Below are 13785 nucleotides of genomic sequence, written 5' to 3'. Positions count from 1 at the left end.
CACATGGTGCATATAAATTCCTTTTTATCGTTATTATAGATATAAATACAAGCTTAACTTAGACGTTTTAATTGCATATCAACTTATCTTATTTTTAGTATGTCCTCTTAAATTTTTTGCATTTTGCATTGCAAAATCAATTTACAGCCCTTCACGAAAATATTAGTAAAAGAAATTCAACAGGTTAAATTTGGGTCATATTTTGCTTTAGAGAATTGAAGAGCAAATTTGGAGATATGATATGCGTAACGCTCAACAGCAGTTTTCAATCGACCAGAAATTAAAAGCTATGAGACCCTTTATAGATTTAGAACTGTTCTATCGTTCTATCGATTACCGCCGTAAAGTGATCTTTAGCTTTAAACAGCAAGAACGCATTTTACAACAACTTAAGGAAGAATATGCTGAACCATAACTAGATGAAAATTAAGGTATGGGTGTTCAAATGATTTTGCTTTAGATCTACTCTGCTAGGTTAAACGCAATCACTAACAGAGCTAATTAATGTGCATGCTACGTCCCGACAAGGGTCCTTATTTTTTCGTCTAACAAAGCGCTGTTTAATGGTTTTGTCAGTACATCCAACATGCCCGCATTTAAACATTTGGTTTTGTCAGCTAACCCAGCATTTGCAGTCAACGCGATGATAGGCGGTGCCATTCTGCCAAGTTCTGTTCTTATCGTGCGTGCCGCTACTACACCATCCATTACAGGCATCACCATATCCATTAGCACCAAATCAAATTGCGATTTTTTAACTGCGGCAACAGCTTGCTCACCATTATCCGCAAGTGACACTGTATGGTTGCGTTTTTCCAAAATAGCTTTAATGATAAATTGGTTTGCTGGGTTATCTTCAGCGACCAAAATATGATAACTCGGTGTACTGATATTTTTAGATTCCAACCCTTCTGGGTTTTCATCGGTTACTTCCAACTGCAATGGAATAGCAACAGAAAATTCAGTGCCCACACCAATTTCACTGTGGCATTCTATTTTCCCATTCATCAATTCAAGCAAGCGTTTAGTGATACTTAAACCAAGACCAACTCCTTGCTGTCGACCAATTTGTTTATCATGCAACTGTGAAAACGGTTCAAACAAACTATCTACTTGGCTTTGCTCGATACCTATGCCGCTGTCCTTTACCGATATCAACAATTCGGTATCACTGCGATTAACCGCAAGGCAAACCTCTCCCGTTAAGGTAAATTTGAATGCATTTCCCAACAAATTAAGTAAGACCTGAGACAAACGAACACCATCGGTATTAATCTGCTCGGGTACACCATTACCCACAATAGCATTAAAATGGATGCCTTTTTTTATCGCTTGGGTTTCGAATTGCTGAACTAAATTCTTGATTAGCTTATGAAAATTAATATTACTACTTTCTAATGCAAGGGTGCCTGATTCAATTTTTGCAAAGTCCAATGTATCACTGATAACCCCCTGCAACAACTGGGCACTGCCACGCATAAATTCAATTAACTCGCGTTGTTTATCATTCGGGTCTGTGTCTTCAAGTAACTCTAATATACCCAGAATTGCATTCATCGGCGTACGAATTTCATGAGACATAACAGCAAGAAAATGTGATTTTGCAGCGTTAGCACTTTCAGCTTTCTCTTTAGCCATTTTTAAATCTGATTCACGCTGCTTAGAGAAACTGATGTCTTTAGCGATGCCCAAATACCCCGCAAAGCTATTGTCCACATTGAATTTTGCTTTACCACTGATTGATATCCAAACCGTGTGACCTTGGTTGTTTATTGCCTCAAACTCAAAATCAATAATGTCTAAATGTTTACGCACAAGATGTAAAAAGTGTTCCCACTTTTTACATTGAGTACTTTCGCTGTCACTGCGAATATTTAACGGACTTTTGTATAAAAAGTTCTCAAAGTTACTGGGTTTACTTTGTTCAGTAAAAGAAAGATAGGTAAAGCACATGCTTTCATCCGTTTCCCAAAACCAATCAGAAGCAAGTTCGGCATAAGCTTGAAACCGTTGCTGGCTCTGCGTTAGCGCAAAAGTTCGGTCGAGTAGCATTTGGGAAGTTTGATGTTGTTGATCTAATTGATAAAAAGCTAGACGAAAAACGATAAGACTAGCCATTAGATTACTTTTTACCTGTGAATCATCAACCATCTCTTCCGTCAAAAATAATATATATATACCTTTCCGCCCAGCAAAATTAATGGGAATTAAAGCCGCTTTATTACCTGTGTTTGGTAATTGCCAATCTGCTGGTAACTCAGTGTTATTGACCACTAATATCTGTTCTTCAAAACCGCTTTCAAAAAGCTCTTCTTTATTAAATAAACACGCCCCCGATAAGGGTTCGTAAGTGCTTGCCACAGCACACAGTTGCGAATGATCTTGGGTCAAAATCAAGATCTCTGAAAATCTGACAATAGGCTGAAGGCCTATTTGCAATTTAATCAGTAATTCAAATGCATTTTTACTGCTAATAAGATCTTCTAGTAATTGCAATGTAGCATTGGCACTAAGTTTTCCCATGACACCTCTTTGTGAGTTTTGGTCGAAGGTTAAAATTAAGTTTAGCGAATGACCCCGCAAGCTGCATTGCAAAATGCAAATAAAAATTAATGTTTTCCCTAGTTTTCGCGTTTTATATCTTGGTACACAATTTGAATCCTTTTCAATACACACCGATGGGGGGGCGAAATATGAATATTGTGTGTATTGGCGGGGGACATGGTCTATCGCAAGTGTTAAGCGCTTTAAAAAACATACCTTGTGCACTGACAGCAATCGTAACTACAACTGACAACGGCGGCAGCACCGGACGTTTGCGTCAAGACCCAAGTCAAATTGCTTTAGGTGATATTCGCCGTTGCGTTAGTGCGTTAGCCTGCCAAGACCAGATGTTATCAATCTTGTCCGAACAACGCTTTGAATTAGACAATGATTTGAAGGGTCACAGTTTTGGCAATATTCTACTGTGCGCACTGTGCCAAATTACACACAACGCAAACGATGCAGTTAAAATTTTCTCTAGCATGTTAGGGGTTGAACATACTATTTTGCCAATGACAAATACGCCTGTTGATTTAGTTGCTACAACCTCTACAGGAGAGGAGGTTTTTGGTGAATGCAATATTGACACACTTAGTCATTTTCCTAATAACATGCGTTTATCCAAACAGGTCAGTGCTAACCAGCAAGCCATTGAGGCAATAAACTGTGCTGATTTAATCTTATTAGGTCCTGGTAGTTTATTAACCAGTGTAATGCCGCCCTTAATGTTATGGGATATTCAAAAAGCATTATGTAATACCACTGGTTGTCGCATCTTTATTGAAAACTTAACGCCTGAACATAGCCCTGTTGACCAACTTGCTGCCACAGAGCAACTTGACCAGGCTATGCATATCTTAGGCTACAAGTTTTTTGATGTATGTCTCACTCCAGATGCATTTGAGGCCATGGATTTACGCGCCATAGAAAAAGAACAATCAATCGGAAAGCATAATAAATCTCAGCTTAAACATATTATTGAACAGTGGTTACCCAACACTAATGAGCACTCTTTAAGCCTAAATGCAAAAGTGCATTAAAGCATTGGCATTGCAGACATGGTCGCATCCAGTATGCCACCTAAAAGCGCACGTTCATTAAAGAAGCTTGCATCGTTATTTTTTGCAAGATTTTCAAGGGTTTCAGCAAGAGCACTTAGCTGATCCGCACCATAGGAACGAGCGCAGCTTTTAAGGCTATGGCTTAAACGTACACATTCTTCATCAAGAGATGTGCAAGCCATAAGTTGCTCGGTTAGTTTTGTCGCTTCTTGAGCAAAAACGGCAAAAAGTTTGATCAGTACTTCTTGGCCAACATCGGCTTCCAGTTGTTTTATGGTTGTTTGGTTAAACATAGGGTTCCTTTTAGAGGAGATAAATATGCGAAATCTTGTACTCTTTCTAGATTCTAGCCTATTTGGCGGCATTGAATCGCACATTATTGAATTAGTTAAATTGATGCAATCGAAACATGTGCCTACAAGTGTTCTTTTTTATCAAGATCATCTCAATCATCAGCTCTATGATTTATTGACAGAGCTTAACTGCCCTTATCAATGTTTAGGCGGTAGTGCATTAGATCTTTTTCATTTCCTCAAACATAGTGACAACTATGTATTACATACCCATGGTTACAAAGCAGGTATTATTGGTAGACTTACATGTAAAATAACTGGTCACACTTGTATTTCCACCTATCATGCTGGCGAAAAAGGTTCGGGCAGAATAAGGCTCTATAATTGGCTCGACCAAATAACCAGCGGCTTTTCAAAAAACTTAGTCGTGGCAAATCAACTCAAAAGTAAGGTTAAAAATGGCCAGTTTATTGCTAATTTTATCTTGCCTAAAAACCCACATCCAAAAGAGCCCGAAAAACAACTGAATATCGCTTTTGTTGGACGTTTAGCATATGAAAAAGCACCCGAACGTTTTATTAAATTGGCCACTCATTTTCAACATCAAGAGAACATTAAATTTCACCTTTATGGCGATGGACCTATGATCGCTGAGTTACAAAAAAAAGCTTCGAACAATACGCTTTTTCATGGTCATAAATCGACTCAAAAATTATGGCAGCACGTTGATATATTAGTAATTTGTTCTAGAGAGGAAGGGTTACCTATGGTCTTGCTTGAAGCTATTGACAATAAAGTGTTATGTATCGCAAATGCAGTAGGTGCTATCGATTCTGTTATCATAAACAACCACACTGGACTATTAACGGACGACCAATCGCACCAAGCATTGGTGAGTAAATTAAGAGAGGCGCTTTTAATGAGCCAGCAAGAGCGTAATTATCTGGTCAAAAATGCAACCAGCCAACTTCATCAATTCTATGCAGGAAAATCACAATATATTCAGTTAATTAAACTTTATTTAAACTAATAGAGCTGTGCAGACATTTGCTCCCATGTTTTCATTTTGCGGTAGATTGTAGATGGACTGATATCTAATAATGCTGCTGCTTTTGGTACATTGTCGTTACACGCTGCTATTGCCTTTTCAATGTAGCGTTTTTCAACTAGCCATAAAGGCTCTATATCTGAGCTTCTAAGTAAATTATTGGTTTCAAAACTAGGCGTAGATAGTTGCTCAGACACACTCATGCTCTCATCCATAAAGGGTTCTTGCGACACGTGACTTTGTGGAAAAGGGGGAAACATCTGTTTTTCTATCCATGCGGTATTATTCAACACCACCGTATTACGAATCATATTTTCCAGTTGACGCACATTTCCAGGCCAACTATAAGACATTAGGTGTTGTTTTGCATCATCACTTAATCCATCAAACGCTTGCCCTTCTTCTTTTGCAATACGTGCAAATAACGCTTCTGCAATTTGAATGACATCCCGACCCCGTTGGCGCAACGGAGGCAACTGCACAGGTATAACATATAAGCGATAATATAAATCTTCTCTAAAGCGCCCAGCTTGTACCTCCTGCCATGGATCGCGGTTAGTCGCACATACAAAACGTACATTCACTTGTTGCAGTTGTTCGCTACCTACTTTTTGGAAACAACCCGTTTGTATAAAGCGCAATAGTTTACTTTGTAGGTTTAAATCCATTTCACACAGTTCATCAAGAAATAGCGTACCACCATCAGCCATCCCTGCCGCACCTTCACGGTTGTTAGTCGCTCCTGTAAATGCGCCTTTTACATGACCAAATATTTCACTTTCAATCAGATCTTTTGGGATTGCAGCACAATTAATCGCTATAAAGGGGTGTTTACTGCGGTCACTACATTGGTGAATTGCGCGTGCACAAAGCTCTTTACCTGTTCCACTTTCACCAGTAATAAACACAGTGGCTTTACTTTTTGCTGAATTGCTAATGATTTGATATACCGTTTGCATCGGTGCCGAAGTGCCAATTAGTTCACAAAAGCGACCATTTTCATAACGAGATTGATATTTTTCTACCGTTTTACTTAGTGAATTGAGTTTCAAAGCATTGTTAACAGTAATACGAAAGCGCTCTGCATCAACGGGTTTTTCAATAAAGTCTGCGGCACCATAATGAATCGCATCAACAGCCATTTCTTTACTAGCATGAGCTGTTAATACCACCACTTTGGGACGGTCATTAACGGAAAGCTGTGCTAGAATATCCATGCCACTCATGTCCGGTAGCATCACATCCAGCATGATCAAATCGGGTTTATTCTTTTCCAAATAATTAAGCGCTTCTTGCCCTGTAAACGCAATATCCGAGTGCATGCCTGTTGGGATCAGGTAAGACTGGTACAAAAGCGCAAGTGATTCTGTATCTTCAACAATTAAAATCTTATTTGGCATAGGCAACCTCCTGATCACATTTAACAAATCCCTTTCTAATTAAGTACCAGGAGAGACGAATCGTCAATTTCTTTTGATAATCTAGGTAAACTTTTGTACCAAAAGTCATTTGTGTCAGATAAGTTTTCAAGACTTGAAGTACTGTATACCGCATTCACTAATTGTGTTAGTTCATCATAATTTTCATGGTTTTCAAAGAAACCATCTGTCGCTAAGAGCAATGATTCTCCTGTCAAGAAGGGGATCAATTCACTTTGATATACATAGTTTGAAACAAGCCCTACTAAAGGCTGGGATGTGCACACACTTCGCACTCCTTGTATTTTGGATATTACGATCGGAAGGGGGTGTCCTGCATTAACAAGTCGGATCTGATCCCCCGATATTTCCAATGCAATAAAGGTAACGAGGCTTTGCTGCATAAAGTCTTGTTGAACTATGCTCGTCGCAAAAAAGTTAACAAATACGTCAAGCGAATGGTAAGAGGACTGTAATAACCCTTTTATAAACCCCTTGAGTTGTAATGCAACACGATTTGCCGTTGCTCCATGTCCCATCACATCACCAAAGAAAACAATGTTCTTGTTATCCGTAGTGTGATGAATTAACACATCACCACCGCTCCCTATTACCACATTCCCATACGGGATAACTTTAAATTGGCCGCAATTTATCACCGTATTTTTACCCGAATTACCCGTGCAAGCATTACTAACCGAACGTGAAACACAGCGACTTTTAACCCGTTCACACACTAATTCAAGTTGCTGTTTTTTAACAGGTTTTATCAAATAATCATCTACTCCGCATAAATGTGCTTTGAGCATAGTTTCTCGGCTGCTATCACCCGAAATCACGACTATACCTATATTATTTAGATGCTCTAATTGTTTAATGTTAGATATAAATTCATCAGCTAACATTGCATTTAAGTTCATATCAATAAGTAAAAGGTCAACATTGTGTGACATTAAATACTGATAAGCATCATGCTCATCTGTGAATGCATGACATTCATATTCATTTTCTAAAAACGCTTTGATCAGCTGTAAACTAGCATTTTCATCATCAATTATTACAATTCGATTTTTAATTTTTTTAAGTGACAACGCAAAACTAAAATGATTTTTTCCTTCTTCAGAAACATAATTAAAGTCAGGAAAGTAATGAGCTATCAAGGCAAGTCCCATTCCTCCCTCACGCAGCTCACCATCAACAATATCTGTAGCATGCGACCGAGACAATGTAGGATGAAAGTAGTCTGTTGGGTCAACAAGTTCAATCCTGATAGCATTTAAAGTACGACCAATCACTAACGTCACAGCCTGATCTTCTCCTTCACTATGACGTATTAAATTCGTCAGATATTCCGTCACTACTAAGCCTGTGTTATCAATCTCTTCACTTTCAACATCGAGTTTAGCCAACAGCGTCAATAGCGTTTCTCGCACCGAATGTAAAGTTGACCAGATTAAACTGAAACGACGATAAAACAATACATTCATAGTTATACTCCAGTGAATAACCAATGCTGTTTGTTAACTAAATTAGTTAAAAATTGCCTCAGTTTTGGTAGTTTATAACATCGCCTATTGATACTCTTAATTAAACAATCACCTAAGGGAGGCATAAAGATCTGACTTACTACGATTTCATAACGTTTACAATTTACTTGCTCTAGTTCATTAATTACAGCATCTAACGTGTCTTGTGTCGTTTTACCAAGCGAAATATCTAATAACAGTAAATCTGTAACCGAAATTATTAAATGCAGAGGAAAATTCGCATGATGCTTTTTACAAATCGGTGACATATCAAACAAAATATAATCAAACTCTTGTTTTAGCATCAAAATGGCTGTGTTGAATACATCCTTTTCACGTACTAAGGTCAAATCTTGTAGCTGAGTAATACTTAAGAAGTAAAAATTATCAATCACTTGCGCATTCAATTGGCAACTAATATCAACAAAAGACCATTTTGCCAAAGAGTTTGGCATGCTTATCAAGTCCTTGTCAGACATTGGATGGAAAGTATTTAAATCGATTACTAACACTCGTTCATTACGACCACTTAAGCGCCTTGCCACACTTACAGCGAGAGAGGTAGCCCCAGCGTGTCCATATGGAGAAGCAAACGCAATACAGCGTGCATTTTCTCGATTAATTGCATCAAAAATAACTTCTAACTCTTGATACTGTTTGGGAATAATTTTCATAGGCTCACCGCCAGTGCAATTATCGTTAATATATCGACCAATGAATCTTTTGCACGTTGTGCGAAGTCTTGCCCTTGGTCTGGAATGTACACAGTGTCACCAGCTCTCAGTAATGGTACATTGGCTGAATTTGGCTGCTTGATAAATTTCTCTAAATCAAAGCGACGAGATTGTTCCTTACAACAGCCATGATTAATTACAACGATTTTACTTATTAGAGCATTAGATGTTGGTCCACCCGCCTCTGCTAATATATCAAGCAGGGTCATTGAATCGTCAAAGCTATAACGGCCCGGTTGCTTAATTGCCCCCATGATACGCACCACTTGATCTTTAGGTTGGCGCAACCAGTCTTTGCTTTTTTCTGGCACAAAAATGGTGTCACCAGGTAATACGCGCGGAAATAGTGTTTCGTCCCCTGTTTCAAAGTAAAGTGCTAAATTGAGTTTACTCACGCGAGATTGCGTGCCATTACGATGAGTGATCCGGATATTTCGTAAGTCTGCATCATTTGTTGGACCATCGGCCGCTGAGATAATATCTAAAAAATGAAGAGATTTATCAAAAGCATAGCGACCTGGAGCTCCCACTTGACCAAGTATGTAAATTGAGCTTTTTGCGTCTTGGCGAACCCACTGAGATTTATTGTCTTTCGGATCATGTGGTAATTCTTCAACAATAATCGTATCGCCAGCAATGATATTTGGTAATGGGTAGTTATTGTCTTCACTATTTGCATATTCATCTAAGCTAAAACGTTGCAACAACTGACCTTGGCGAATAATCTTAATGTCATTTACATTGGCACTTTTTGTCGGACCGCCTGCATGAGCAAATAAATCAGTAAAGTCCATTTCATTACTCCACTCATAACGCCCAGGATGATGAATTGCTCCCATAATTTTTACTGCACGAGTAGGCGCCACCTTAAGCCAGCTCTTCTCATTTAAATCCGTTTTTTCAGGTACAAAAATGACATCTCCAGGGGCTATATTTGGGATTGACATGGAGCTATATCCTTCGCTGTAAGCTTGTAAATCAAAGAGAACATTCTTGCCTGCAGATGTGAGTATTTTGATCTGACGAGTTTCTGCAAAGCGTGTTGGACCGCCTGCATTCGCTAAAATATCAAGAAAACCTATATCGCTACTTATTTCGAATGCTCCCGGATTATGTACCTCACCCATAACATAAACTGTTCGTGCAGTAGTATTTACATCATCGACCATAATTGGCACAAAAATGGTCGTTCCCGCATCTATTTTTGGTAATAAACTGGTATCTCCTGAATCTAAGTAATGTTTTAAATCAAAAATAGTTGGCTGATTATTTTGGATAACGCGGATCTTAGTGACATCCGCATAGCGCGTTACGCCATCTGCACGCATTAATGCATCAATAATATTCATATCAGGTTTATATGAAAAACTGCCAGGACTATGTAATTCACCAAACAAGGTTACAGCTTGAGTTTGACCATAAGCATCACCTGCACTTGAGAGTGTTTGTGAATCAAAATCAACTTGCACATTACCTAGTAGTGGTGACACTGGAACAAACACTGTATCTCCTGAGCGTAGTTTAGGTAGTAAGGCTAAATCGCCGCTATCAAGATACGCTTTGTAATCAAATGTAAGGGTTGTGCCATCACGGTGGATTTGCAGTTTGTTTAACTGTGCACCTGGCTTAATTCCATCAGCTTTGGCAATAACCATTTGAATATTGCCATTCGTTGGAATACTCACTTGAGACGGGTTATTTACATAGCCAAGTACGGTCACTAACAAGTCACGTGCACGTACCTCTAAGTAAAATTTACTCAAAGCTTTATAAACACCTGCCAGTTTCATTTTAACTTCAGCTTCAGCTCGCTTCGGTGTTTTTCCTGCTAATTTAACTTTACCTATTTCAGGTAAATCAACAAAACCTTTGTCATCTACTTCAAATGGATTATCGAACTCAGCTTCACCTGGAACATTGAAATACACTTTATTACCGACTTCAATTACCGATTCTTCGTTGCTTTCATCTGCAAGCCCAGTCGCTATGAAAAAGAGTAATATTAGGTAGATAAGTGATTTCATAATCATTACTCCTGCTGTTCTAGTTTACTTGTCCATTCACTAAGCGGCTTTACCTTAGTTAGCTCTGCCGCTCTTGATGATGTAGATAAAATATAAGCACTGACTCGGCGATCTGAATGCTGTTTCTGCGCACTCTCTTCCTCATCTGTAAATGGAAGCAGCGCGCCTTGTGCCAATGTGCTCACAAGCTCGGGCCTTACGCCATACAAGGTCAACCAACTTTTCACGCTTTCAGCCCGTTTGTAAGCAAGTTCAAAATTGCTGATTTTGCTACCTTTAATGTCCGTATGACCGACTAATAACACTTGAGTTTCGGGTGACATTTTGAGTAATTCAGCACTTTGCGCTAACCGAATACGATACTTAGGGGTGACTTCAAAACTATCAAAAGCAAATTGATTATCACTGTTCAATAATTCTTCGAGTTTCTTAATCAATTTTGTGTCATCTGTTTTGTTTTCACTCACGCAATGGGTATTACTAATTACCCGTTCAAAATGATTTTCCAGTTGATGTAATTGGTGATAAAACGAACGGAGATCAAGTTGAGCCTCAGCATACATTTCTGCCGAAAGCGTGCGATTAATTCGTGTCAACATTAATTCTGCTTGGTAAACTTGGCCAGGCATGCAATGCTTAATACCACGATTTTTCAACCATTCGAGCTTCAACGATAAATGTTCAAACTCATTCATTACTTGAAATGGTAGTGCATTTTCAAATCCATTTGTGCTGATTGGCGCATCCGGATGGTAAATCTCTGCCCAGCCCCCTCGTCCTTCTTCAGGCCAAGAAGAGCAACCAGAACAAAGGCCAATTGCGCAAACAAGAGACAAGAACTTATCCATAGTACGGCCTCTATTAAATGAGTGGAGCAGAAGTAATAAATGGAATAGTAGAGTCGACACGTAACAGCTTCATTAACTTTTCAGGTTGACCCGTAACGTCCATTACCATCATTGAGATGCCACGCTTTTCAATTCGTTTAAACAAAAAAACCATGGCGCCAATACCCGATGAATCAATAAACTCCGTGTTACTAAAATCAAGTACAATAGCATCGTGTTGCGTTGCCGCGAAACACTCAAAATGTTCGCGATATTTGTCGACATTCAAGCCTGAAAAATCGTGAGGAAGTTCAATTGTTAGTGTGTTGTCTTGTTCTTTTGTTGGTAGTTGGTTGTTCATAATCTAATCCTCTTTGTGACTATGATTAATTACAACCAAATACAATGCCAAAATTAATATATTAATATTTCAATTAGTTACAAGTTAACTGATAAGAATTATAGCAAAATGCAACAGAAGTTTATTTACTTGTTGCATTTTGCAATGCTATTGCCCTTTGCCCAACACCACGACTTTAATCGTCTTAAGCACAATATCAAACTCCATCACAAGCCAGGTTGAAAAGCGTGTCATTGAAAGTACATAAGAATAATCCCAAGCAATTTTGTTTCTTACATCTTCAACACTTTCATCATAACCATTCATAACTTGTGCAAGGCCTGAAATACCAGGCTTTATTCCATAAGTACGTTGGATAAAATAGGGAATTTCGCGCTCTAATTTACTGTAAAAGCTAGGCCTTTCTGGACGTGGCCCAATAAGTGACATATCACCAGAGAGTACATTCCAAAATTGAGGCAATTCATCAATGCGGGTTTTTCTTAAAAAACGTCCAACACGTGTAACACGCGGATCATTCCCTTTTGCCCATACAGCGCCTGTCCCTTTTTCTGCACCAATGCGCATGGTACGCAGTTTATAAACATAAATAAGCTCTGTTCTATCTTCATTTATTTGGCCAACACGAAGTTGCTTGTAAATAACTGCACCTTTCGAGTCACATTTAATGGCAATCGCAGCAAGCAGCATAATTGGACTAAATAATACTAAACCAATCACAGAAGTAATAATGTCGATACCGCGTTTACAAATCGTAATATAAGCTCTATGTGCTTTTAATTCTGAAATTCGACGCCATGGCTTGTTATAGCGAGACAAGGTCAAAATACCAATAAGTGCAGCGAGGTAGCTCGAAACAAGGTAATTTATAGAATCGATTAACCCAAGCTGAATACGCCATTTAAAGAGCGCCTTCAAAACACCGATAAAATGAATGATAAACGCAAGCGACACCCCCAGTTGCGCGATAAAATCACCGGTTACAGCTAAAAATAATTGCGCGCTGAAAGCCACAAGCAGAAGTATTGGCATTACACCTCGCAAGACTTTATTTGAAATAAAGCTAAACCATTGTGCTTTACTAAATCCTTTTGCGGCAGTAAAAATAGCAGTGAGTTGCTGCCAGTTTCCAGCACCAATGCGGATGCGCCGTTTAAAGTCTTTCTGAGAACTATCAGGCTCACATTCAATTATTGAAATCGCTTCGTTAAAACATGCGCAGTTAGATTTGCTGATGGCTGACACCACTTGAACAAAATCATCATTAATTGTTTTTGCAGCAAGTCGGGTCACTGCCTCGGCACGGATCGCAAACATTGCACCTGAAAATCCATTGACAGCACCAAGTTTCCCCTCAAGCTTACGGATAGCATTTTGATAATGCCAATACTTATCTAAGCTTTGATGTGCACTCGAATTGGGTAAGTAATTACCCGACACTGCAATCACCTGTTTGTTCTCCATTGATAGTGCTACTTGTGTCAAGCAATCTACACTCATTAACGCACTTACATCGGTGAAAACAATAATGTCGTATTCATTACGATAGTGCGAAATCAAGTGGTTAAGCGCACTCACTTTACCCGCATTCACTTGGACTTCATCATAAGTGCAATAAATAAAATTAGCGTGCAAGTGTCTACTCACCCGTTTTACAATTTCAGCGGTATTATCAGTACAACCATCGCCAAAAATATGAATACCTATCTTGTCATTGGGATACAACTGTGACGCTAAATTATGTAGCTTTTCTTCAATAAAATCAGCCTCATTGTAAGCGGCGATAAAAATTCCAATTGAAGGTATCTCACTTGACTCAAATTTGTATAGGCCCCGCTCTGTTGAAGGCTGTTTACCAGCAATATATGCCAGTAATAATGGGTATACCATGTGATGGTAAATAAATATGACGGCAATAGCAGCAATAATAAACCAAAGCATAATCACAT

Annotated in this window: 12 protein-coding genes; 3 read left to right on the top strand and 9 right to left on the bottom strand. The window is 38.8% G+C overall.

Annotated elements, in window-relative coordinates:
* Positions 1-241 precede the first annotated feature (241 nt).
* Positions 242-415, top strand: coding sequence for a hypothetical protein (locus ABYD77_RS00140; protein WP_372765791.1), 174 nt, complete (start codon positions 242-244; stop codon positions 413-415).
* Between the two features lie 98 nt (positions 416-513).
* Here ABYD77_RS00140 and ABYD77_RS00135 read toward each other — a convergent pair whose 3' ends face one another.
* Positions 514-2523, bottom strand: a complete 2010-nt coding sequence (locus ABYD77_RS00135; RefSeq protein WP_372765789.1) for a response regulator — start codon at positions 2521-2523, stop codon at positions 514-516.
* Positions 2524-2654: 131 nt separating this feature from the next.
* Here ABYD77_RS00135 and yvcK point away from each other — a divergent pair, with 131 nt between their 5' ends.
* Positions 2655-3584, top strand: coding sequence for a uridine diphosphate-N-acetylglucosamine-binding protein YvcK (yvcK, locus tag ABYD77_RS00130; protein ID WP_372765787.1), 930 nt, complete (start codon positions 2655-2657; stop codon positions 3582-3584).
* On the opposite strand, the gene ABYD77_RS00125 is transcribed toward yvcK, so the two are convergent.
* Complete coding sequence (locus tag ABYD77_RS00125; protein ID WP_372765785.1) at positions 3581-3898, bottom strand: Hpt domain-containing protein; 318 nt, start codon at positions 3896-3898, stop codon at positions 3581-3583. The two genes, yvcK and ABYD77_RS00125, sit on opposite strands and share 4 nt — an antisense overlap.
* Positions 3899-3923: 25 nt before the next feature.
* Between ABYD77_RS00125 and ABYD77_RS00120 the strand changes: the two genes are divergently transcribed.
* Complete coding sequence (locus ABYD77_RS00120) at positions 3924-4928, top strand: glycosyltransferase family 4 protein (RefSeq protein WP_372765783.1); 1005 nt, start codon at positions 3924-3926, stop codon at positions 4926-4928.
* Here the strand turns inward: ABYD77_RS00120 and ABYD77_RS00115 are convergent.
* The 7 genes from ABYD77_RS00115 to ABYD77_RS00085 form a co-directional block, all read right to left on the bottom strand.
* A complete protein-coding gene (locus tag ABYD77_RS00115) occupies positions 4925-6346 on the bottom strand; it encodes a sigma-54-dependent transcriptional regulator (protein WP_372765781.1) in 1422 nt (473 codons plus the stop codon). The two genes, ABYD77_RS00120 and ABYD77_RS00115, sit on opposite strands and share 4 nt — an antisense overlap.
* A gap of 35 nt (positions 6347-6381) precedes the next feature.
* Positions 6382-7851, bottom strand: a complete 1470-nt coding sequence (locus ABYD77_RS00110) for a SpoIIE family protein phosphatase (RefSeq protein WP_372765779.1) — start codon at positions 7849-7851, stop codon at positions 6382-6384.
* A 2-nt stretch (positions 7852-7853) separates the two neighbouring features.
* The gene (locus ABYD77_RS00105) at positions 7854-8564 is read right to left on the bottom strand and encodes an AAA family ATPase (protein ID WP_372765777.1); all 711 of its coding nucleotides are present in this window, start codon (positions 8562-8564) and stop codon (positions 7854-7856) included.
* On the bottom strand, positions 8561-10648 hold the full coding sequence (locus ABYD77_RS00100; protein WP_372765775.1) for an SLBB domain-containing protein: 2088 nt from the start codon (positions 10646-10648) through the stop codon (positions 8561-8563). Before ABYD77_RS00100 ends, ABYD77_RS00105 begins: the two co-directional genes overlap by 4 nt.
* Before the next feature lie 5 nt (positions 10649-10653).
* The gene (locus ABYD77_RS00095; RefSeq protein ID WP_372765773.1) at positions 10654-11496 is read right to left on the bottom strand and encodes an OmpA family protein; all 843 of its coding nucleotides are present in this window, start codon (positions 11494-11496) and stop codon (positions 10654-10656) included.
* A 13-nt stretch (positions 11497-11509) separates the two neighbouring features.
* Positions 11510-11836 carry an STAS domain-containing protein gene (locus tag ABYD77_RS00090; RefSeq protein WP_372765771.1) on the bottom strand — a complete coding sequence of 109 codons (327 nt, stop codon included), beginning with the start codon at positions 11834-11836 and terminating at the stop codon, positions 11510-11512.
* Between the two features lie 147 nt (positions 11837-11983).
* Positions 11984-13777: a sugar transferase gene (locus ABYD77_RS00085; protein ID WP_372765769.1), complete on the bottom strand. Its 1794-nt coding sequence runs from the start codon at positions 13775-13777 to the stop codon at positions 11984-11986.
* Between the last annotated feature and the right edge of the window lie 8 nt (positions 13778-13785).

Source organism: Pseudoalteromonas sp., assembly GCF_041629635.1.
Taxonomy (GTDB): Bacteria; Pseudomonadota; Gammaproteobacteria; order Enterobacterales; family Alteromonadaceae; genus Pseudoalteromonas.
The sequence above is the reverse complement of the archived record's forward strand: the minus strand, read 5'-3'. Positions and strand labels throughout refer to the sequence as shown.

Excerpts from the sequence above, each read along its gene's own strand:
- ABYD77_RS00100 (WP_372765775.1), bottom strand. The coding sequence starts at position 10,648 with ATGAAATCACTTATCTACCTAATATTACTCTTTTTCATAGCGACTGGG.
- ABYD77_RS00105 (WP_372765777.1), bottom strand. The coding sequence starts at position 8,564 with ATGAAAATTATTCCCAAACAGTATCAAGAGTTAGAAGTTATTTTTGAT.
- ABYD77_RS00135 (WP_372765789.1), bottom strand. The coding sequence starts at position 2,523 with ATGGGAAAACTTAGTGCCAATGCTACATTGCAATTACTAGAAGATCTT.
- ABYD77_RS00110 (WP_372765779.1), bottom strand. The coding sequence starts at position 7,851 with ATGAATGTATTGTTTTATCGTCGTTTCAGTTTAATCTGGTCAACTTTA.
- ABYD77_RS00140 (WP_372765791.1), top strand. The coding sequence starts at position 242 with ATGCGTAACGCTCAACAGCAGTTTTCAATCGACCAGAAATTAAAAGCT.
- ABYD77_RS00085 (WP_372765769.1), bottom strand. The coding sequence starts at position 13,777 with ATGCTTTGGTTTATTATTGCTGCTATTGCCGTCATATTTATTTACCAT.
- ABYD77_RS00090 (WP_372765771.1), bottom strand. The coding sequence starts at position 11,836 with ATGAACAACCAACTACCAACAAAAGAACAAGACAACACACTAACAATT.
- ABYD77_RS00115 (WP_372765781.1), bottom strand. The coding sequence starts at position 6,346 with ATGCCAAATAAGATTTTAATTGTTGAAGATACAGAATCACTTGCGCTT.
- ABYD77_RS00095 (WP_372765773.1), bottom strand. The coding sequence starts at position 11,496 with ATGGATAAGTTCTTGTCTCTTGTTTGCGCAATTGGCCTTTGTTCTGGT.
- ABYD77_RS00120 (WP_372765783.1), top strand. The coding sequence starts at position 3,924 with ATGCGAAATCTTGTACTCTTTCTAGATTCTAGCCTATTTGGCGGCATT.
- ABYD77_RS00125 (WP_372765785.1), bottom strand. The coding sequence starts at position 3,898 with ATGTTTAACCAAACAACCATAAAACAACTGGAAGCCGATGTTGGCCAA.